The organism is Nitrospiraceae bacterium, from assembly GCA_019637075.1.
In the GTDB taxonomy this organism is placed as follows: domain Bacteria; phylum Nitrospirota; class Nitrospiria; order Nitrospirales; family Nitrospiraceae; genus JAHBWI01.
Genome location: JAHBWI010000002.1, coordinates 40866 through 61080, shown reverse-complemented (window position 1 = coordinate 61080; position 20215 = coordinate 40866). Strand labels below are relative to the sequence as shown.

Below are 20215 nucleotides of genomic sequence, written 5' to 3'. Positions count from 1 at the left end.
GTTTCCACGTTGAGTCGGGAAAACAGCGATTCCTCGCCTTTTGTGCTGTTCTGGCCTAATCTACCGGTATCGCGCCGTAACTTACGGCGGGGATGTGGTGAAGGGGGCCAACCGCCATGAACGGGAACAAGCGCAAGCACGAGCGGGTTCGGGTTCAGTTCCGCACCCATTTTTCGGTAAAGGGGAAGATGATCGCCGGGGACGGGGAACTTTGCGATCTCTCGCCGGGGGGATGTCGGGTCAAGAGCGGAGCCATTGTGCTGGCGGGTGCCGAACTGGAAATCTGTATTTTCCCGGGGGATGAGTCGAACCCGATCTTGGTCGATGCGGCAGTGGTGCGCTGGCTCAAACCGAATGAATTCGGCTTGTCCTTTACCAAGGTTCGGGCACCGGTGTTGCGCCGCTTGACCGATGTCTGGCGCAAGCTCGCCATCCCTGCCTAGGTCCCGCTTGGGCAGAGCGGCCTGAACGGGGTTATTTGAGAGGCGGGGACGCGGCGGGCAATCGCTGGTCCAATGTCAGGTAGATTTCGTCGTCGAATGCGAAGAATCCGCCGTCGTGCACGTCCTTGTAGATGCAGAACGGCGAGAACACGATCAAGCAGCCGAATACATCTCCCAGCACCCACCACGACCAAGACCGTTCTATCCTCAACTCCGCATTCTCATAGCCATCCTTGAAGGCGACGGCCGTGTGAGCTGACTTCCGGCTGAGCGAGACTGTGCCGGGCGTCGTGAGGTGGATGTAGTTGTCCACCGTGAGGGTCGCGCCCGGAGGGACGGAAAAGATTGTGACGGACTGTTTGTCCGAGTGCATGTTGGTGCCGCATCCCGAGAGCCAGAGCCCAGCGGCGCAGACGATGAGTCCGGTCCATCCAGTGATCCCCCTCATACCACACTCCTTTGATTCGGGTTCGTCGCAGGGTCTGCTCAAACCACAGGCCGTGGCGGGTCGGCTGTCGGCCGATCACGGCGCCATCGGTCACCAGGTGGACTAAATCTTCATCGCGTCACGCACTTCTTCCATGGTGCGAGAGGTAACAGCGACCGCGCGGCGGCGGCCCTCTTCGACGATATCGTTGAGCTGCGCAGGGTTTTGGGTCAGGCCGGCGCGCGCTTCCCAGATGGGGCCGAGCCGTTCGACCATTCGATCGGCTACAAGCTTCTTGCAGTCGATGCAACCGATCGCGGCGCTGCGGCATTCGCTGTTGACCTGCTCGATCACCGGGAGCGGCGAGAAAATCTTGTGAAAATCGTAGACGGGGCAGACGTCCGGGTTGCCGCGGTCGGTACGTCGGACGCGAGCCGGATCCGTGATCATGGTTTTCAGCTTCTGCCGGACGACCGGTTCGGCGTCCGAGAGGTTGATCGTGTTGCCGTAACTCTTGCTCATCTTGCGGCCATCGGTGCCCATCACCTTCGGAAACTTCGTGAGGTGCTCCTGCGGCTCGGGGAAGACGGGCCGATACAGGTCGTTGAAGCGGCGGGCCAATTCCCGAGTGAGCTCCAGGTGGGGCAGCTGGTCCTTGCCCACCGGTACGAAGTCGGGCTTGTAGATCAGGATGTCGGCGGCTTGCAGCACAGGATAGCCGAGAAACCCATAGGTGCTCAGGTCCCGTTCGCGGATCTCCTGTTGCTTCTCTTTATACGTGGGGTTCCGCTCGAGCCATGAAACCGGGATGATCATCGAAAACAGCAGGTGCAGGATCGCATGGTCCGGTACCTGTGACTGCACAAAGACCGTCGAGCGTTTGGGATCGATGCCGACTGCAAGCCAGTCGATCAGCAACTCGCGGACATACTCGCGGATGCGGCTGGTGTCGGCGTAGTTCGTGGACAAGGCATGCCAGTCCGCCACAAAGAAAAAACAGTCATATTGCTCCTGCAGTCCTTTCCAGTTGTCCAGCGCTCCCAGCCAGTTGCCGAGATGGAGCAATCCGCTCGGCTGCATGCCGCTGAGCACCCGCTTACGGCCCGTGTTCATGTCGTCACTCCCTAACAGACGGTTCAAAATCGAGATCGGATTCTGAAAACATTCACAGCGTCGTGGCCGCCGTCGCCATCGAGTCGGGCGTCGGTAGAACTTTGGCTTGGGCCAAGCCGGCGGTTTTTGACCAGCCTGCTATTCCACCTGCACGAACTTACCCTGTTTGACCTGAATCAAAAACACCTGCCGGTTCAAGGTGCCTTCCGCGCTGAAGCCGCTCGGCCCGGTCACGGTCGGGAGGTCATGTTGCATCGAGAGATAGTCGCGGATCGCCTCCCCAGTCGTGGCGCCTTTTCGGATCGCATCGACCACGAGACGCGCTGCGTCATAACCCTGTGCGGCAAACAGCGACGGTGCGGTTTGATACCGTTTTCGGTACCGCTCGACGAAATCCTGCACGGACGGCATCGTGCTGTCAACGAAGAAGCCGTCGACGAATACGCTGCCTTCGATGCTTCGATCGGCGACTCTGGCGAAGTCCGGGCTATTCCATCCGTTGGCCCCCAGCAGCGGGACCGTCATGTCATGGAACGCCAACTGAGCTGCCAAGAGCCCGACGTCCAGCGAACGGCCGGGTATGTAGATCGCGTCGAATCCCGGTGAGTAGAGGATTCGCTTCCCCTTCTTGCCGGTGGGTTTCGGCACCGGTTTGTTCGGATCGTCCTCTATGGGCACCTCGACCCCGTACTTTTTCAGGTCCTCGGCCTTGAGCTGACCGATGGGGCCGCGAAAATCCGTATCGCCCTCTTTGTAAGGGAGGCTTGCGATCAATTCACCATCCTGTTGGTGGACTTCTTGGGCGAAGAGCCGAGCCAGTTCGCGGCCGTAAACGGTGTCGGGGTAGAGGATCGCGATGCGTTTGTAGTGTTGATCGCGCAGGGCGTAGTCGGCCATGCGCTTGGCCTGGTGGCCATAGGTAAGGGCGGTGCTGAAGACATAGCTTCCCAACCGGCGTACGTTCGTAGCGGTGGCGCTCGGTGTGATCAACGGGACGTGCGCACGTTCCGCCAACTCCGCCATGACGGGGAGGTTTTTGGACAGCAGCGGGCCGATCACCGCCACGGGCCGATCGTCGCCCAGCAGGTTGGCGAACTCATCCAGAAACGACGCGCGGTCGGATTCCGTGTCCTTGACGATCAGGCCGACAGATCCTCCCTCGCCGCCATCCTTGCTGCGTTCGAGTGCCAGGTGAATGCCGTTGAGCACTTCTGTGCCGAACGGGGCTAGCTTGCCAGATAGGGGGAACACCGCCGCAATCGTGTAGGCATGGGATTTCAGTCTGGTCTGGATGGTGGACTGGAGTTCGGAGGCCTTGGAGGCATAGGAATGATTGGGAAATCGGCCGAGGAAGAGCCGCAGGTCACGCTCGACCAGATGATCCTCGCCGCTCGACGTATGCAGCTCGATCAGCTTGATCGAGGCAAGATCTCCCGGAAACGACTTTGGGTAGGCGTCACGCACGCGAAGCAAGGCGGGCTTGTCAAGGGTCTCGTTTACCAGATCGCGAATCCGGGCTTCCGCCTCGCGCGGTTGATCGTCCGGTTCGGCGTTCATTTCTTCGAGCCAGGCCTGGATGGCCCGCGGATAGTCCTTCTTCTGCACCTGGAATTCGCCGGTCAGCCGCAAAGCCTCGCGTTTCGTGTTGGCGTCGGTGGTCAGGCTTTTGACTTCCGCAAGAAGAGGCAGGGCCAAGTCAAGGTTGCCTGCCTTCGCGTGGGTCTTTGCCAACAGCAGCTTCGTGCGATCGATCAACTCTGAGGAGGGGAATTCCCCCATGAGCTGATTGAGGTACCTGGTGCTTTCGGAGTATTCCCGCATGCCGAACATGGCGGCGGCCATCAGGAGATAAGCGTCGTCCAGCAGTTCCGCCGGGGGATTGGATTCGATGAACTGTCGCAGGATCGTTGCTGCGGCTTCCGGCTGTTCCGAGTCGATCAGCCGTTTGGCTTGATCCAGCGTGGCTTGCCCTGCGGCCGTTGGGGACTTGGGTTGGGATGGCTTCGCCGGGGCTGAGGATTTGGAGCCCGACGATTTGGCGGCGACCGCGTGGTCGATCCCTACCGAGGGCATCAGGAAGAGCCCCACGAATACGAGGGTGTACGCACGGGTGGCCTGAACGCGGGATCCGGTCGGGAACAACATGAAGTGGTGTCGAACTCTTGCCCTGCGGACGGTTTCGGTTACGGTGCTTGTGGGAATTGTACCGTCGGATTGTCGCAACCACCTCACTATAGGAAACAGGTGCGGGGGTGTCAAGGTAAGTTGCTGATGGCGCGTTGTGTTGTCGGAACTGCTTGGCTATAGTGCCGGTATGATGGCCTCATCAGATCGGATACGCTTCGATACGCGCCACGTCGAAGGAGCCTGGTGAAACGATCCAAAGGCGGAGCTGCGGGCCAGGGCGACCCGTTGCCGTTGGCGCCGCAGGTTGAGCGGCATTGGGATCATCTTCGCATCGGGTGCGGCCTGTCGCGCAACACGCTGGCTGCTTATCGCCGAGACCTCGAAAAATTTCAACGCTTCCTGTTCGGGCGGGGCATCGCGACGGTTGAGGATTGTTCGCCGCAGGTGCTGGCCGGTTTCCTGGATGAGCTGCATCGGCAGGGGTTGGCGCCGGCGTCGCGTGCTCGCGCGTTGGCCGCAGTGCGGAGTCTATTTCGTTTCCTCAAACAGGACGGCGTCATTGCGACGAATCCTACGGTGAGTGTGCGCAGCGTCTCCCGTGCTCGGCGATTGCCGAAGACCCTGAATCAGGACGAGGTGACGCGCTTGCTCGATCTGCCATCCCGTCCATCGCCGGAAGATCTGCGCGATCAAACGATGGTGGAGGTGCTCTACGCCTCCGGTTTGCGCGTGTCGGAATTGGTCGCGCTGCGGATCGATCAGTGCAATCTCGAGGTGGGCTATTTGGGTATCACCGGAAAAGGCGACAAACAGCGGGTCGTGCCGATCGGCGAAACGGCGCAGCGGCTAGTGCGCCGCTACCTCGCGGAGGCGCGTCCGGCACTGCTGAAGCGACGGATGTCTCCGCATGTGTTTGTGACCAGGCGCGGAACACCGCTTACGCGCCAGGGCTTTTGGAAACTGCTCCGCGCGCGTGCGCAGCGGGCCGGCATTTCGATACTGCCGTCACCGCACATGCTCCGCCATTCATTCGCGACGCATTTGCTGGAACGCGGGGCGGATCTTCGTTCAGTTCAGGCGATGCTGGGGCACAGCAACATCGTGACGACGCAGATCTACACGCATGTGGAACCGGCGCGGTTGAAAAAAGTACACACGGCGTATCATCCGCGTCACAGCGCAAGAGCAGTTTTGCCCACACCACCGCCGGCACCAGCCGTTTCACGCCGGAAGTGAGCGCTACGAAAAAAACTCGAACATTTGCAAGAACAATGCACGATTCTATGTTGACATGGATTTATGGAGTTGGTAGCATCCCAAAGATTTGTGGAGTTTGAAGAAAATCGGGCGGATAGCTCAATTGGGAGAGCGCTGCCCTTACAAGGCAGAGGTCACAGGTTCGATCCCTGTTCCGCCTACCAAGCGAAATACACGGAATTCTCTGTAACCCATTGCCTTATCCATTTGTTGTGATGTACAACAGCAACCTCTACCGTATTTAGTCAGTTGGACTTTTGCGGGTAAGAATCTTCTTCCGCTACTTTTAGACTTGCGTGGGGCCGTCGTTCAGCTTGGTTTAGGACGCCAGATTGTCAATCTGGAGGTCGCGGGTTCAAATCCCGTCGGCCCCGCCATTTCCCCAACGTTTGGTACAATCCATGCTATCGTTTTCCGGCGACGTCATGTGACGGGAAAGGTCTAGGCTGATGTTCCAATCTGGAGTCACGGGACTAGTTGGATCGCTGGGCGCGGTATCGAAAATCGTGCTGGTGCTGCTGTTCGTGGCGTCGGTTATTTCCTGGGGCGTGATCTTTCTGAAGTGGAAAAGTTTCCGGGCCGCCGATCGTGAGGATCAGCGGTTTTTCAGCGCGTTCACGAAGATTCGGGACTTAGACGAATTGTACCGCCAATCGAAGCGGGCGGAAGGCAGCCCCAGCGCACAGGTCTTTCAAGGCATCATGGATCGGGTCGCAGCGCCGATCGCGGGCGACGGTGTCGCCGTGCATCCCGGAGCCCCGGGAAAAGAACCAACTCAGGCGATCGATCGTCAGTACTTGGATAAAACGGTCGGCTACTTGGTACAGAACCAGATCTCGCAGCTCGAGTCCTACCTGCCGGTGCTGGCCACGACGGGAAACATCACCCCGTTCATCGGACTGCTGGGAACGGTACTTGGCATCATCGATTCGTTTCGTGAAATCGGGCTCCAGGGGACGGCCAGTATCGCAGCCGTTGCGCCCGGCGTCTCCGAGGCACTGGTTGCGACCGCAGCCGGCTTATTCACCGCGATTCCGGCGGTCATCGCCTACAACTATTTCTTGACCCGTATCCGCAAAACCGTGTTTCGCATCGAATCCTTCACCGTTGAGGCGATGCGGTCGCTGCAGACCCGTCCCAAAACCACGACGGTCGGTGTGCAAGGATGATGTCGGAAACGCGCCATCGGCGGTTCATGGCGGAGATCAATGTGATCCCGTTGGTGGACGTCGTCCTCGTGCTGTTGGTGATTTTCATGGTCACCGCGCCGATGTTGTATCGCGGCATGGACATCAATCTGCCGAAATCCGCGACCAATACGATTAAGCCTGAAGCACGGGCCGTTTTGTCGATTGAGCGGGATCAGCGATTGTATTTGGATAAGGATCAAGTCAGCCCGATTCAGCTTGAACGGAAGTTGCGCGCGCTGAAGGATCAAAATCCGGAGGTGTCGCTGTTTCTGCGTGCCGACCGCGACGTGCCCTACGGGATCGTCGTCCAGGTTATGGACAGCGTGAAGAAGGCGGGGATAGAGAAGCTCGGCATGGTGACCGAGCCCACGGCTTCGGAACGTGTGACCGAGTCGTTCCCGGCTCCGGCTTCCCCGCGCAAGAAATAACGCCAGCGCGTTCCGTTCTTGCGAACGTTGTAACGTTAATGACATCCCAGACCCTCCCAAGACAGGCCTCCCTCTTTTTGCTGGGTGATCTGGTCGAAGCCGGTACACGCCAGCTGCGGAAGACCGTCGTGATCTCCTTGGTGGTGCATCTCTGCCTGCTGGCGGTGATCATGGGGATGAAGCTCTTTAAGAAGGTTGAGCGACCGCTTTCGGCGATGCAGGTCTCGTTAGTAACCTTGCCGACTTCGGAAGCCAAGGATGAGCCCAAGGTTGAGAAGGCGGTTCCACGTCCGACGCCTCAACCGAAACCGGTGCAGTCGACGCCGATTCCGGTCCCCCCCAAGCCGGTGCAGACGCCGCCTCCGCCGGCCCCGGCCCCTCCGCGTCCGGCTCCCGTGCAGGCCAAACCGGCTCCCCCGGCTCCGCAGCCGGTTCCGGTCGCTCCGCCGGCTCCGGTAGCACCTCCGCCTCCGACATTGGCGGCGCCACAGTCGATTCAAAGTCCGGTTAAGGCGCCGGCGGCTGCGCCTGTGGCCCATCGCTCCGAAGCGTTGCGGGACCTGATGAAAGATGTGGAACTGCCTCCGAATGCGCCTCAATATGGCGATTTGGCCCCCATGAAGGCCGCGGACGCGAAAAAGGCCGCTCAGCCGAAACTGGAGCGGTCTCCGGAGCGGAACGAATTCGATGATGTCATTAAGAAGCTGAAGGTGCCGGAGATGCCGGCCGAAGCGCCGCGCGAGCCGCCGAAAATCAGTCCGGCTCCGCCGAAGCCGCAGCAAAAGTCGTTGTCCGAAGAAATGAATCGGGATCTGGATCGCGAGTTGGAGGATCTAAAGAAGTTTCAGCCGCCTCCCATGAAACCGGCCGAGCCGGTACGCGAGGTGAAGCCGATGTTCTCGGAGCCTCGACCGGTCGCTCCTCCGCCTATGACGGCGAGTGCGGCGCGTACGAAGCCCGATACGAAGATGCGGGTTCCGGGCGTGGCAGGGTCTAATCAATACTTGGCGCGTGTGCAGGCACGGATCAGTAGCCTGTGGACGGCGCCTCCCGTTGATTTGTCCGGGAAAGCACTCACCGTGGTGGTGCGGTTCCGGCTCGAGCGGGACGGCCGAGTGAGCAGCGTGGTGATCGAACAATCGTCGGGGAATGAGTACTATGATCTCTCGGCCCATCGAGCGATTCAGAGTGCGGTGCCGCTGCCGCCGTTTCCACCGGATTTGACGGATTCTTATTTTGACGCCCATTTTACTTTTGCCGTAGGCGAGGCTGCAGGATGAATCGACTGATCGGGGGACTGTGCATTGCACTCTGTCTGTTTGCCGGGGCGGGGGTCTTTGGCATTCTCGACTCCAGGGCAACGGATGTGTTTCTGGAAGCGACACGCCCGGATTTCCAGAAGATACCGATCGGTGTCTTCGGATTTCAAAACGGCGGCGGCCCGGAATGGTTGGGCGGCCGGATCGAAGAAGTTCTGAAGGCCGATCTTAAGCGGTCCCTTGTATTTTCGTTGGTCGATTTGCCTTCCATCGGGGTGAAGACCCGCGAAGTGACGGCGGCGGACAAGGCCGTCTTCAAACAGGCGGCCGACGGCGGGGTGTCTGTGCTGGTGTGGGGCAAGTCCGGTCCGAAGAACGGCGACAAGGATAACGACCTGCTCATGGACGGCTACGTCTATGACAGCGGGAGCGCTGAGATCGTCGGCGGAAAGCGGTACGTGGGTTCAACCAACGTGGTGCGGCTGATGGCCCACCGGTTTGCGGATGAATTGGTGTTTCGGTACACCGGTGAGCCGGGGATTGCACGGACCAAGATCGTCTATGTCGCCGAGCACGGCAATGCCCGCGAATTGTACGTGATGGATTACGACGGCTATGAACCGAAGCAAATTACCGCCGACGGTTTTCTGAATCTGATGCCGCGCTGGTCACCCGATCGCCGGTTCATCGTGTTTACGGCTTATCGGAGCCGCAACACACAGGACATCGACATCTTGGAATTGGCGACCGGCAAGCGCTGGACCCTGGTCTCGCTCAGCGGGTTGAATATCACGCCGGCGTTGTCTCCGGATGGAAATTTCTTGGCCTTCGCGACCAGCCAGGACGGCAATTCGGAAATTTACAAGCTCGATACGCGTAGCAAAGACATGCAGCGGCTCACGGTCAATCCCGGCGGCGATCTCTCGCCGACCTGGTCGCCGACCGGGCGGGAGTTGGCCTTTACCTCCGATCGTGGCGGAGGGCCGCAGGTGTTTGTGATGAGCTCCGACGGATCCAACGTTCGGCGCTTAACCTATGAAGGAGATTACAACGCGGCGCCGGCTTGGTCTCCGCGGGGCAACTGGATCGCGTATGTCTGCCGCACTGCACAACGCACCTACAAGTTGTGTATGGTGACGCCCGACGGGCAGAAGCGGGTGCAGATAACAACGGGCAACGGGATCGATGATTCCCCCTCCTGGTCTCCCGACGGTCGTCACCTTACCTTCAGTTCGACCGTGGACGGCAAGAGCCACATCTATATGGTCAATACCGATGGCACCGATTTGGAACGAATTACGTTCGGGGGCACCCATAACAGCGCGCCATCGTGGTCCCCGGCGTTGTGAGGCATAGCAACGGCATTCGGGTTTTGTCGACAGATCATCAACCTTTCACCTAGCGAGGAGACGAGATATGAGGATACGGGTAGGGACCATAGGCCTGACAGCCGTCGCAGCGATGCTGTTGATCAGCCAGTCGGGTTGCTCGAAGAAGTCGATCCAGTCCGGCGGCGACGCGCAATCGTCGGAGCGTGGAATGGCCAAGTCCGGCACCACCATGCCGCCGACCATGCCGACTCAGCCGAGCACGCCGAGCCAGCCCAGCACGGGCGGGACATTCCCGGACTTGTCGTTGGCGAGCAAGGCGGAAGAACCCGAGACCGGTGGCCTCCGCGGCTTTGATTCGGTTGCGGGCGGAAAGTCTCCGGCCGAGGAGCGGTTGGGTGGCGGTGGAACGATGTTGGCGAAGGTCGAGCCGTCCGAGAGCACGGCCCGCCAGATCGAGGAGATTCGTCGAGAGCAGGCGAAGGAACAGGCCGCGTCGGCGGATGCCGGACTGCAGGATGTCTTTTTCGGCTACGACAGCTGGACCATTACCGAAGACGCCAAGCAAGCCTTAGTCAGGGATGCCCAGTGGATTAAGGGCAATCCCAGTGCCCTGGTGAAGATTGAAGGGCACTGCGACGAGCGTGGGACGCTGGCCTACAACCTTGTGTTGGGAGAGAAGCGCGCCAAGGCTGTGCGGAACTACCTGGTGGAACTCGGTATCGGCGCCAACCGGTTGGCCGTGGTGTCCTATGGAAAGGAACGGCCGTTCTGCAACGACCACAACGAGAGCTGTTACCAGCAGAATCGTCGTGGACACGTGGTGGTCCGGTCGAAATAATTTTGCCGTGGCGCATACTTGTGACATGATTCTCCGGTACCACGATGTCTAAAGGAGAGCGCATGTATGAGAGAAGTCGAGTCGAAGCCGACGGGGAGACCATGCCGGTGAACCAGATCGCGAGCCAGAACGGGCGACGGCCCGGTTGGTATCCCTTGATTTGCGGGTTGGGACTTTCCCTTCTCTCAGGTTGCGTTGCGCAGCAGGCGGATCTCAAGCAGACGGAACGGGAACTCCAGCGGAAGATCAAGCAATCGACCGAGGAGCTTGCCCAGACCAGGGCCCGACAGAGTCAGGAAATCGTGTCGTTGCGCGAGCAGGATATTCCGGCGTTGCGCGGCGATCTCGATAAAGCCGTCCACAAGGCGCAGACACTCGAGGTGCGGCAGGACGATCTGGTTGCCAAACTGGCCGCGCAGGACTCCAAGGTGGACCGGCGCCTCAGCGAGGGCGAGAAGCGGTCGGCGGAGGACAACAAGCGTCTCGGCTGGGTCGAGAAGCAGTTGGTCGACCAGGATGCGTTGTTGAAGAATGATCGGGAGCGTCACAAGGCCGAGATGGCCGCCGTGACGGCTCGATTGGACCAACTGACGTCGCACCTGGATGCCACACAAAAGAATATTCTCGACGCCGTCCAGAAGACGACCGGCGCCCTCGCGCAGAAAGTCGATGGGCGGTTCGAGGAACAACAGAAGGCCATCCACGCCGCCGAGGTCAAACAGCAGAACCTGGCGCAGATCGAATCACAGAATCGGTCCATTACGGACCAGGTGTCGAAGTTCAGCCAGGCATTGATCGATTTCAAGCAGGCGCTGGGAGGCCTCAGTGAACGTCTGGCGCAGCAGGATCAGGCGGTCAAGCACCTTGCCGCCACGGTGGAGCAGGAAAACAACGGCCTTGTGAAACGGACGGATGCCCTGGCCGCAAAGATCGAAGCTGACAACAAGGTGACGGCCGAACACTTGTCGGGCATGAATCGCAGTGTGACTTCCGTGGTGAAGGCACTGGAAGATGCCGGTGGCCGGCTTACCAGCCGCGGGGACGAACAGGAGCGGCGCTTTGAAGAGATGGGGCGGAATTTTGCCCATGTGCAGTCGCAAATTCTGACGCTGGACAAGAATCTGGAAAACCAGCATTCGTTTCTGAAGCAGGTCGAACAGCATTTGGCGGCGCAACGGGCCAGCGTGGCGCAACGGACCGAATCGGCCCCGGTGGTGGCCGAGGTCGCTCCGCTTCCGCCCACGCCGCCCGCGCCGGTCCCAGCCCCTGTCGCGGAACCAACGCCTCCCCCGGTACCCTCGAATAATTTGGTCGCCCGCAGCGAGCCTCGCATGTCTGCGTTGCCGGACCGTGAGGCGTACGAGCGTACCCTGACTCGCTTCAAGGAAGGGGATCTCGATGCGGCTCGCCAGGGTTTCGCCGAATTCATCACGCAGCATCCGAATTCCGAATTGGCGCCGAACGCGCGGTTTTGGCTTGGTGAGACCTATTATGGGAAGAAAGACTATACCCGTGCGATTGATGCGTACGATCAGGTTCAGCTGAACCATCCGGCCAGCGAAAAGGTCCCGGCAGCGTTGCTCAAGAAGGGCTACGCCTATCTGGCGTTGAAAGATCGCAAAAAGGCCGCCTCGGCCCTGAAGCAGGTCATTGATTTGTACCCGAAGACGCCGGAAGCCAATAAGGCGGTCGACAAGCTGAATCAATTAAAGGAGCTACATTAGCCATGAGTGCCCGAACATTCGTCCAGCTGTCGGCGGCGGGCTTGACCTGCAGTCTCCTGATCACCGGTTGTGCCAAGCACGCCGATTTTCTCGAGGTGCGTGATCAGGTTGCCACCATCGCGAAGACGCAGGATCAAGAGCAGAAGCGGTTCGAAGCGATCCAGCGGCGGGTGGAATCCCTGGAGCGGGTCCGTGAACCCGAAGGGGGCAAGATTCGGCTGGATGAAGCGATGACGCGGCTCCAGAAATTGGAAGCGCGACTCGGAAAGATCGAGGAAACCCAGATCGCCCAGGCAGCCCAGTTGAGGTCCGATCAGGTCCTCGCTGAATCGGCCCGCCAGGCACGCGTAGCCAAGCCGTCCGGACCTGCGCCGGAGGTGCCGACCATCGTCCCGGGCGTTCCCTCGATTACGCCGACCTCGGCCTTCAACTTGGCCTACAACGACTATCTCAACGGCAAGTATGATTTGGCCGTGAGCGGGTTCCAGCGCTTCATCAAAGATTTCCCGTCCACCTCTTTGACGCCGAACGCCCACTATTGGCTGGGCGAATCGTATTATGCCCAGAAAGATTACATTCGGGCGATTCAGTCCTTTGACCATGTGGTGAACGAATACCCCGGCAATGAGAAGGTTCCCGCTGCGCTGTTCAAACTGGGATTGTCGGCGGCCGAAACGGGCGACACGACCAAGTCGCGCAAGTATTTGAAGCGGGTTATCGAGGAATACTCGACCTCCGACGAAGCCAAGCTGGCAAAGGCGAAGATGGCCGAGATCCGATGATTTCGGTTCACTCGCCTGTCCCGTTCTCCCATCGTCCCGCCTCGGTCGACTCTGCAGGGAGCGTCTCCTCGTATGGGTGTGGTCAGTAGCTCCGGAAAGATTCAGGTTTTACCCGACGACGTCATCGGCCGTATCGCCGCCGGAGAGGTCGTTGAGCGCCCCGCCGCCGTCGTCAAAGAATTGATCGAGAACAGTCTGGACGCCGGCAGCAGCACGATCACGGTCGAGATCAAAGACGGCGGGCTCGGCTTGATTCGTGTGACGGATGACGGCGAGGGGATGAGCCGGTCCGATGCGATGTTGGCGTTTCAACGCCACGCCACGAGCAAGCTTCGGTCTGATGCAGAGTTGACCGCCGTCCGGACCATGGGTTTTCGCGGGGAAGCGCTGCCGAGCATTGCCGCCGTCTCGAAGGTACGAGTGCTGACGCTGGCGCAGGGCGCGTCGATTGGCACGCAATTGTGGCTGGCCGACGGCGAAACCGTCCGGGTTGAAGATGCCGCCGCGATTCCTGGTACCAGCATCGAAGTCGCCGAACTGTTCTTTAATACGCCGGCCCGCCGCAAGTTCCTCAAATCCACCACGACGGAATTTTCCCATATCAGCCATGCCATCCAATTGGCGGCGTTGGCCTGGCCGCAGGTGCACTTCCGCCTGCTGCATAACGGCTATGAAGTGTTCAACCTGCCCGGCGTATCGTCGTCGCGCGACCGAGTGCTGCAGGTCTACCGTGGGGCTTTCGGAGAGGGTGCTTTAGGGATCGAGGCCGAGCGGAACGGCGTGACCGTCCGGGGGTTCATCATTGATCCGGTGCGGGCCCGTGCGTCACGCACGCCGCAGGACCTCTTCGTGAATCGCCGACCGATCAAGAACAGCACGGTGTCCCACGCGGTCAGCGACGGGTACAGCTCCTTTCTTGCCAAGGGGCAGAATCCGCTGTTCGTGCTCTTCTTGGACCTCGATCCGTCCCGTGTCGATGTCAATGTCCATCCCACGAAGCGGGAAGTGCGGTTTGCGGACCCCGAGCTGATTCACCAAGCCGTTCGATCTGCCGTCCGACAGGTACTCGGACGCGTCCAGATTGCCTCGTCGCTTGCCGGCGCAGTGACCCAAGAGGAGCGGCCATCGTCGTCGCATGCCTTGTGGAGCGGCGCGTTGCCCTCTTCGTTCCGGCCGGCTGAAGCCGATCCCGACTCGGGGGCCGCACCAGCTCCTCCTGAGGTGCAGACCTCTTTTGTGCAGGAAGCCGGAGCTGCGTACAGACCCGGTGACACCCCGGACGTCGTGCCCTTGGGACAAATGGGACGTACCTATCTCATCGCGCAGGTGGGAAATGAGTTGGCCGTCGTCGATCAGCATACGGCCCATGAGCGTGTGCTCTTCGAACGGCTGTGGCGCGCATGGCAGGGGAAAACGCTTCCCTCCCAACCGCTGTTATTGCCTGAGCCTCTCGAACTACCCGTGCAGAAGGCGCTCCTGTTGCAGCAACATTTGGGCGAGTTGGAACGGTTGGGGCTGGGTATCGAGCCCTTCGGGACCTCGTCCTTTCTGATCCGCAGTTTGCCGATCCTGCTGGGACATGCCGATACGGCCTCGCTCGTGCAGGATTTGATCGAAGATCTCGAGCGATGGGAGACGGTTTCCTCGCTGGAGGAAAAGGTTCGCCCGGTGCTCGCCTCCTTGGCTTGCCACGGCGCGGTGCGGGCGGGGCGCTCCATGGCCTTGCCGGAGATCAAGCAATTGGTGCAAGACTGGGGTGCCGAAGGCTGGATCATGACCTGCCCCCACGGCCGCCGCGTGGCCTTCCGGCTTTCGGCCGAAGAGATGGGCCGTCTCTTCGATCGGCCGTAACCGAGCAGGTGCGGCATGGTACCGTGCTCCGATTCCCTCCTCTCGATGCGGCCCTTGATCGTCGTGGTCGGGCCGACCGCCGTCGGCAAGAGTGAAATCGCCCTGAGCCTGGCTGCAGCGCTGGACACGGAAATTTTGACCGCGGATTCCCGCCAAGTCTACCGCGGGATGGATATTGCCACGGACAAACCGCCTCTGGCCCTGCGACGCGGTATCGCTCATCGACTGATTGATCTGGTAGAGCCTGATGAACCATTCAACGCGGGTGACTACCGGGCGCAGGCTCAGCAAGAGATCGTGCGTCTCTATGCGGCTGGGCGAGTGCCTCTTGTCGTCGGGGGGACCGGCCTCTACGTGAGGACGTTGGTTCGAGGTTTGTGTGACGCGCCGCGGGCCAACCCTGCCTATCGGGACGAGTTAGTACGGGCTGCGCGCGAGGCCGACAAGGGGTTTCTTCACCGGCGACTGAGTCAGATCGATCCCGAGTCGGCGGCACGGCTGCATCCGAACGATGAAGTCAAAATCATTCGCGCGCTGGAAGTTCATCACGTCGCGGGACGGCGGTTGTCCGACCTGCATCGGGAGCATGCATTCGCCGATCACTCGTTTTCCGTCCTGATGCTTGGCCTCATGCGTGACCGTGAGGAACTGTATCGTCGAATCGACGAGCGGGTGGACGGCATGTTCGCGCGGGGGCTGATTGCGGAAACGGAATCGCTTCTTGCCAAAGGCTACGGGCGGGCGTTGGGTTCGATGAAGGGGTTGGGCTATCGGCAAGTCTGCGGGTATCTGGCCGGGGAGTATGACCGCGCCGAGGCGCTGCGTCTGCTGAAGCGCGATACCCGGCATTTCGCCAAGCGTCAGCTCACTTGGTTTCGGAGCGAGCCGGCCTTGCGCTGGTATCAGATCGGCGACCACGAGGATCCCGAGACGGTGGCAGCGCGGGTGCTGCGCGACATTCGAGCATTTCTTGCGGGATTAGAATCGCAATCGGAGGCGGCTCGCCCCGGTGCGTCGGCCCAGGAAGGAGTGAAGGACGGGGCATGATACGAACAAGCAAACAGGCACGCGCCGCGATCGGCATCATCGGCGGCAGCGGGCTCTATGACATTGAAGGGCTTCAGCATGTGCGGGAGGTAAAAGTGCGGACCCCGTTTGGGAATCCCTCGGACGCACTGATACTCGGGACGCTGGCCGGGGCACGGGTCGCGTTTCTCTCCCGACACGGACGAGGGCATCGAATCAATCCGAGCGGCATCAACTATCGAGCGAATATCTACGCGCTCAAGTCGTTGGGCGTGACCAAAGTGATTTCCATCAGCGCCGTCGGGAGCATGAAAGAATCGATCAGACCGGGCGACATCGTGCTGCCGGATCAGTTCATCGATCTCACGAAACGACGCCTGTCCACGTTTTTCGACGAAGGAATTGTGGCGCATGTGGGCTTCGGCGACCCGGTCTGTGCCCCGTTGGCGTCGGCGCTGGAGACCGCCGTAGGGAAGCTCGACGCGCGGTTCCACGTGGGCGGCACGTATGTGTGCATGGAAGGGCCGCAGTTCTCGACGAAGGCGGAGTCGCGCCTGTATCGGCAATGGGGAGTCGACGTGATCGGGATGACCAACATGCCTGAAGCCAAACTGGCCCGCGAAGCCGAACTCTGTTATGCCACGGTGGCATTGGCGACGGATTATGACTGTTGGCACGAAACCGAAGAAGCCGTGACGGTTGAAGCAATCTTGGCTACACTGCATAAGAATGTGGCGCTGGCCAAGCAGGTGTTGAGAACGGTCGTCCCTACCTTGGTGCCGGATCAGCCTTGCGCATGCAACCAGGCTCTGCGCGACGCCATCGTGACCGCGCCGGATCGGATGTCGGCTGAGGCGAAGCGTCGGTTGGGCTTGTTGATCGCGCCATACGTGTCTGCGCGGAAAGGAAAACGGTGAGTCATGGGAAAGCTGTTGGTTGTGGGTTCGGTGGCATTGGATACGGTGAAGACGCCGTTCGGCGAAGCGGAAGAAGTGTTGGGCGGATCGGCGACGTACTTTTCGACCGCAGCGAGCTACTTCACCAACGTGGATTTGATTGCGGTCGTCGGTGACGATTTTCCGGAAAAGCATATCACCTTTCTGAAGAGCCGAAAGATCGATCTGGCCGGATTGGAGCGGCGTCCGGGTGCGACCTTTCGATGGAAGGGCGCCTATTCGCATCAACTGAACGAGGCACAGACGCTGGATACGAAACTGAATGTCTTCGAAACGTTCCGGCCGAAAATTCCGGCCCAGTATCGTTCACCGGAAGTTCTGTTTCTCGGGAACATCGATCCGGAACTGCAACTCGATGTGCTTCAGCAGGTCAACCGCCCGGCCGTCGTGGCCTGCGATACGATGAACTTTTGGATCAACGGCAAGCGGGATGCTTTGTGGAAGGTGTTGGAGCACATCGACATCCTCATCATTAACGACGGAGAGGCCCGCGCGCTGGGCGATGATCCGAATTTGGTGAAGGTGGCGAAGAAGATCTTGGCCCGCGGTCCGAAACACCTGATCGTGAAGCGGGGCGAATACGGCGTGCTGATGTTCAATGAGAAGCAGGTGTTCGGCGCACCGGCGTTTCCGCTCGAGGAGGTACGGGATCCCACCGGTGCGGGCGATACGTTCGCGGGCGGGTTCCTCGGCTACCTCGCGGCGACCGGGAATCGTTCATCGGAGGCGATTCGACAGGCCATCATCTTCGGCAGCGTCATGGCCTCATTTACAGTAGAAGCCTTTAGCCTTGACCGATTGAAGATCCTGGATTACAAAGAGATTGAGGCGCGATACAAGGCCTTCAAGCAACTCACGCACTTCGAGGATGTGGGCTGAGATGAGGGAGTCGATGGCCTCCGTGCAGGCCGTGACGGAGAGACAGTCCTGGAGTCGGCAATGGATGCCGGCGTTGTTGTTGCCGCTCGCATTGGCGGTCGGTTGCGCGGCGAGCGAGGATAACCTTCGGAAGTCGAAAGGCTTCTACCAGGAAGGCATCGCGCGGATGAGCACGGATCAACAGCAGGCCTATGTCTCGTTTCAAAAGGCCGTCAAGCTGAATCCGGACAACAAGGAGGCGCACTACGGCCTCGGCCACATCTATGCGACCCAAGGCCGTCTCAAGCAAGCTGAAGAGTCCTTCCGCGAGGCGATTCGCGTCGACGGCGACTATTCCGAAGCGCAGACCTATCTGGGGCAGGTGCTGGCGAATCAGGACCACTGGAAAGAAGCGATCGCCGCCTATCGCCAAGCGTTGAGCAATCCGCTCTATTCGACGCCGGACCTGGCCCGGTTTCACCTGGGGCGGGCCTTGATCCATGAAGGCGAGTTTCAGGCGGCGATGGAATCACTGGAGGATGCGACGACGGTCACGCCTCCGAACGTGCCGCCGGCGATGCTGCAACTCGAGTTGGGGCGCGTGTATTACAAGTTGGGATTCGACGTGCGGGCGCGCGAAGCGCTGACGAAGGTCGCCACGCTCGATAAGACCGGCGAGCATGCTGCGGCGGCAAAAGAATTGCTGAGCAAGCTCAAACCATAGGCGGACAACCATGGAATCAGTTGGAGAATTCTTTCGGCAGGTTCGGGAGACGAAGGGCCTCACCGTCGAGGAGGTCGCTTCGAAGACCCGAATCCGGTCGGATTTCGTCAAGGCATTGGAAGAGGGGAATTTCGCCAAGTTGCCCGACCAGGTCTTTGCACGGGGCTTCGTCCGTTCCTATGCCCGCTCGCTCGGGTTGGACGAAGAGGATGCGATTCATCGATTCGTCCAGTCCGCCGGAGCCTTTTACGAAAAGCAGGGCGAACGGGAACGGCTCAGACAGCGTCAGGTTGAGGAAGAACGTCGCCGTAAGGCCAACCGGAAAGCCGTCGGAATCGCGATCGCGATCGCCATCATCACCTTAGTGTTTCTGTTGAGCCGCGAACAGTCGGCAACGCTTGTGCGCCGCGCTAGTTCGGATGTGCCGCCGCCTTCGAAAAAGACGATGCCGTTTTCTAAGGAAGGGCGTGACGCGGCACCCAAGCAGGATGCGGATCTTCCTCCGCCCATCACGGCGGCAGCCAAACCGGTCGATGTGCCGGCTCCGCCGGCCAAGGCCATTCTGGAAAAGACGACTCCGGCGCCGGCTCCTCAGATGGTGGCCAAGGCCCCTGTGCCGGCCGAACCGGCCGTCGCTCCGGCAGCGGCCCAGGGTGGTTCTGACGGCCCCCTAGCCGGACTCTCAGTCGACGGTCCCGTCGGTTCGGACGGTCCCCTCGTACTTGATTTGGAAGCGACGGAACTCAGTTGGGTGGTCGTGCAGGTGGATGCCGGCAGTCCGCAGGAAGCGCTTCTCCGTCCAGGAGAAAAAGCTCAGTGGAAAGCGCAGGACCAGTTTTCCGTGACCCTCGGCAACGCTGGAGGGGTCAAGGCGGAACTCAACGGCAAGCCCCAGAAGCCTTTCGGTCCGAGCGGAAAGGTTGTTCGCGACGTCGTCCTAAAACGTTGACCTGATCAGCCTCCTTCTCCTCGGTCATTCAATCCCGTTCATCCGTTTCTCCTCCTTCCCCGCCGGCCGAGTGTGCGGCCGGCGGGAACCTGTGTATCCTCCGGTTTCGCCATTTCTTCTCACAGCATTGCGCGACATGCATGAGGCGTCCCTGAGCGGATGGGGCGCAAAGGTGTCACGAACCACGTGCGACCGCAGCAGGCGCAGCGGGTAGAGGCTCGTAAACCATTGGAATTCAACAAGACGAAGATGTGCGAGGGTGGCACGCCATTTGAGTTATCTTGCGAGTACGTAGATGGTTGCGGCGGTGAGCGTCCCTCACCGGTTCGCTTGACAAGACCGAAAACGCGTTGCTATAGTCCGAGCGTTTTGTCGACTGTTAGCCGAGCTACTTTCCATAGCGGTCTCGTACAAGAGAGTCGTTGTTCACGCAGTGGGTCCAACACAAAGGAGGAGTAGTGATGGGGTATCTTTCTAAGTTCGTGGGTCTGTGTGCAGCCGTCACCCTGTTGTCCGTGACGGTGGTGGGCGCTGAAGAGAAGGATCCGACCAAGCCGCGCGTCCCGGCGGATCAGATGGCCGATGCCAAGGCTCTGAAGAACCCGGTTGCCTCGACCCCTGAGAGCATTGCCAAGGGCAAGGCTCTGTACGAGGGCAAGGGCACCTGCTTCAACTGCCACGGGAAGGAAGGGAAGGGCGACGGTCCTGCCGGCGCGATCCTGAACCCGAGCCCGCGCAACTTCACCAACTGCAAGTTCCACAAGAAGCGGAAAGACGGCGAGCTCTTCTGGGTCATCAAGAACGGCAGCCCGGGCACCGGCATGGTTTCGCTGGTTCCTGCTGCGATCACCGAAGAAGAAGCTTGGACGATCATCAACTACGAGCGGAGCTTCTGCAAGGGCGGCGACGAATAGTCGACCAGCCGAATCCGC

The 20215-nt window shown here is 60.2% G+C and carries 19 protein-coding genes and 2 tRNA genes; 18 read left to right on the top strand and 3 right to left on the bottom strand.

Annotated elements, in window-relative coordinates:
- Positions 1-116 precede the first annotated feature (116 nt).
- Positions 117-443 carry a PilZ domain-containing protein gene (locus KF814_04565; protein ID MBX3235402.1) on the top strand — a complete coding sequence of 109 codons (327 nt, stop codon included), beginning with the start codon at positions 117-119 and terminating at the stop codon, positions 441-443.
- 31 nt (positions 444-474) lie between these two features.
- On the opposite strand, the gene KF814_04560 is transcribed toward KF814_04565, so the two are convergent.
- The 3 genes from KF814_04560 to KF814_04550 all read right to left on the bottom strand — a co-directional run bounded on the left by KF814_04560 (position 475) and on the right by KF814_04550 (position 4128).
- Positions 475-891, bottom strand: coding sequence for a hypothetical protein (locus KF814_04560; GenBank protein ID MBX3235401.1), 417 nt, complete (start codon positions 889-891; stop codon positions 475-477).
- Between the two features lie 102 nt (positions 892-993).
- Positions 994-1983 (bottom strand): tryptophan--tRNA ligase, encoded by a 990-nt coding sequence (gene trpS, locus KF814_04555; protein MBX3235400.1) that lies wholly within the window; start codon positions 1981-1983, stop codon positions 994-996.
- 138 nt (positions 1984-2121) lie between these two features.
- Positions 2122-4128, bottom strand: coding sequence for a penicillin-binding protein activator (locus tag KF814_04550; protein ID MBX3235399.1), 2007 nt, complete (start codon positions 4126-4128; stop codon positions 2122-2124).
- Between the two features lie 225 nt (positions 4129-4353).
- Between KF814_04550 and xerD the strand changes: the two genes are divergently transcribed.
- The 17 genes from xerD to KF814_04465 all read left to right on the top strand — a co-directional run bounded on the left by xerD (position 4354) and on the right by KF814_04465 (position 20197).
- Positions 4354-5346: a site-specific tyrosine recombinase XerD gene (gene xerD / locus KF814_04545; GenBank protein ID MBX3235398.1), complete on the top strand. Its 993-nt coding sequence runs from the start codon at positions 4354-4356 to the stop codon at positions 5344-5346.
- A 109-nt stretch (positions 5347-5455) separates the two neighbouring features.
- Positions 5456-5531: transfer RNA gene (locus KF814_04540), tRNA-Val, on the top strand.
- Between the two features lie 134 nt (positions 5532-5665).
- Positions 5666-5744: transfer RNA gene (locus KF814_04535), tRNA-Asp, on the top strand.
- 72 nt (positions 5745-5816) lie between these two features.
- Positions 5817-6536 (top strand): MotA/TolQ/ExbB proton channel family protein, encoded by a 720-nt coding sequence (locus KF814_04530; GenBank protein MBX3235397.1) that lies wholly within the window; start codon positions 5817-5819, stop codon positions 6534-6536.
- Entirely contained in the window at positions 6533-6985 is a 453-nt protein-coding gene (locus tag KF814_04525; protein ID MBX3235396.1) for a biopolymer transporter ExbD, read from the top strand. The genes KF814_04530 and KF814_04525 overlap by 4 nt, the downstream gene beginning before the upstream one ends.
- Positions 6986-7023: 38 nt before the next feature.
- Entirely contained in the window at positions 7024-8265 is a 1242-nt protein-coding gene (locus tag KF814_04520) for a TonB family protein (protein ID MBX3235395.1), read from the top strand.
- Positions 8262-9593, top strand: a complete 1332-nt coding sequence (tolB, locus tag KF814_04515; protein MBX3235394.1) for a Tol-Pal system beta propeller repeat protein TolB — start codon at positions 8262-8264, stop codon at positions 9591-9593. Before KF814_04520 ends, tolB begins: the two co-directional genes overlap by 4 nt.
- A gap of 67 nt (positions 9594-9660) precedes the next feature.
- Positions 9661-10413, top strand: coding sequence for a peptidoglycan-associated lipoprotein Pal (gene pal / locus KF814_04510; protein ID MBX3235393.1), 753 nt, complete (start codon positions 9661-9663; stop codon positions 10411-10413).
- 62 nt (positions 10414-10475) lie between these two features.
- Positions 10476-12137, top strand: coding sequence for a tol-pal system protein YbgF (gene ybgF, locus KF814_04505; GenBank protein MBX3235392.1), 1662 nt, complete (start codon positions 10476-10478; stop codon positions 12135-12137).
- A gap of 2 nt (positions 12138-12139) precedes the next feature.
- On the top strand, positions 12140-12919 hold the full coding sequence (gene ybgF, locus KF814_04500; protein ID MBX3235391.1) for a tol-pal system protein YbgF: 780 nt from the start codon (positions 12140-12142) through the stop codon (positions 12917-12919).
- Between the two features lie 72 nt (positions 12920-12991).
- Complete coding sequence (gene mutL, locus KF814_04495; GenBank protein ID MBX3235390.1) at positions 12992-14770, top strand: DNA mismatch repair endonuclease MutL; 1779 nt, start codon at positions 12992-12994, stop codon at positions 14768-14770.
- A gap of 15 nt (positions 14771-14785) precedes the next feature.
- Positions 14786-15817: a tRNA (adenosine(37)-N6)-dimethylallyltransferase MiaA gene (gene miaA / locus KF814_04490; protein ID MBX3235389.1), complete on the top strand. Its 1032-nt coding sequence runs from the start codon at positions 14786-14788 to the stop codon at positions 15815-15817.
- Positions 15814-16713, top strand: coding sequence for an S-methyl-5'-thioadenosine phosphorylase (gene mtnP, locus KF814_04485; GenBank protein ID MBX3235388.1), 900 nt, complete (start codon positions 15814-15816; stop codon positions 16711-16713). The genes miaA and mtnP overlap by 4 nt, the downstream gene beginning before the upstream one ends.
- 3 nt (positions 16714-16716) lie before the next feature.
- On the top strand, positions 16717-17631 hold the full coding sequence (locus KF814_04480) for a sugar kinase (protein ID MBX3235387.1): 915 nt from the start codon (positions 16717-16719) through the stop codon (positions 17629-17631).
- Between the two features lie 13 nt (positions 17632-17644).
- Positions 17645-18334 (top strand): tetratricopeptide repeat protein, encoded by a 690-nt coding sequence (locus tag KF814_04475; GenBank protein ID MBX3235386.1) that lies wholly within the window; start codon positions 17645-17647, stop codon positions 18332-18334.
- A 10-nt stretch (positions 18335-18344) separates the two neighbouring features.
- On the top strand, positions 18345-19283 hold the full coding sequence (locus KF814_04470; GenBank protein MBX3235385.1) for a helix-turn-helix domain-containing protein: 939 nt from the start codon (positions 18345-18347) through the stop codon (positions 19281-19283).
- A gap of 461 nt (positions 19284-19744) precedes the next feature.
- Entirely contained in the window at positions 19745-20197 is a 453-nt protein-coding gene (locus KF814_04465; GenBank protein ID MBX3235384.1) for a cytochrome c, read from the top strand.
- Positions 20198-20215: the final 18 nt, after the last annotated feature.

Coding starts and splice junctions, on each gene's coding strand:
- trpS (MBX3235400.1), bottom strand. CDS start 1,983: ATGAACACGGGCCGTAAGCGGGTGCTCAGCGGCATGCAGCCGAGCGGA.
- mtnP (MBX3235388.1), top strand. CDS start 15,814: ATGATACGAACAAGCAAACAGGCACGCGCCGCGATCGGCATCATCGGC.
- KF814_04560 (MBX3235401.1), bottom strand. CDS start 891: ATGAGGGGGATCACTGGATGGACCGGACTCATCGTCTGCGCCGCTGGG.
- pal (MBX3235393.1), top strand. CDS start 9,661: ATGAGGATACGGGTAGGGACCATAGGCCTGACAGCCGTCGCAGCGATG.
- KF814_04530 (MBX3235397.1), top strand. CDS start 5,817: ATGTTCCAATCTGGAGTCACGGGACTAGTTGGATCGCTGGGCGCGGTA.
- KF814_04465 (MBX3235384.1), top strand. CDS start 19,745: ATGGGGTATCTTTCTAAGTTCGTGGGTCTGTGTGCAGCCGTCACCCTG.
- KF814_04470 (MBX3235385.1), top strand. CDS start 18,345: ATGGAATCAGTTGGAGAATTCTTTCGGCAGGTTCGGGAGACGAAGGGC.
- KF814_04565 (MBX3235402.1), top strand. CDS start 117: ATGAACGGGAACAAGCGCAAGCACGAGCGGGTTCGGGTTCAGTTCCGC.
- KF814_04520 (MBX3235395.1), top strand. CDS start 7,024: ATGACATCCCAGACCCTCCCAAGACAGGCCTCCCTCTTTTTGCTGGGT.
- ybgF (MBX3235391.1), top strand. CDS start 12,140: ATGAGTGCCCGAACATTCGTCCAGCTGTCGGCGGCGGGCTTGACCTGC.
- miaA (MBX3235389.1), top strand. CDS start 14,786: ATGGTACCGTGCTCCGATTCCCTCCTCTCGATGCGGCCCTTGATCGTC.
- KF814_04480 (MBX3235387.1), top strand. CDS start 16,717: ATGGGAAAGCTGTTGGTTGTGGGTTCGGTGGCATTGGATACGGTGAAG.
- KF814_04550 (MBX3235399.1), bottom strand. CDS start 4,128: ATGTTGTTCCCGACCGGATCCCGCGTTCAGGCCACCCGTGCGTACACC.
- KF814_04475 (MBX3235386.1), top strand. CDS start 17,645: ATGGCCTCCGTGCAGGCCGTGACGGAGAGACAGTCCTGGAGTCGGCAA.
- tolB (MBX3235394.1), top strand. CDS start 8,262: ATGAATCGACTGATCGGGGGACTGTGCATTGCACTCTGTCTGTTTGCC.
- KF814_04525 (MBX3235396.1), top strand. CDS start 6,533: ATGATGTCGGAAACGCGCCATCGGCGGTTCATGGCGGAGATCAATGTG.
- mutL (MBX3235390.1), top strand. CDS start 12,992: ATGGGTGTGGTCAGTAGCTCCGGAAAGATTCAGGTTTTACCCGACGAC.
- ybgF (MBX3235392.1), top strand. CDS start 10,476: ATGTATGAGAGAAGTCGAGTCGAAGCCGACGGGGAGACCATGCCGGTG.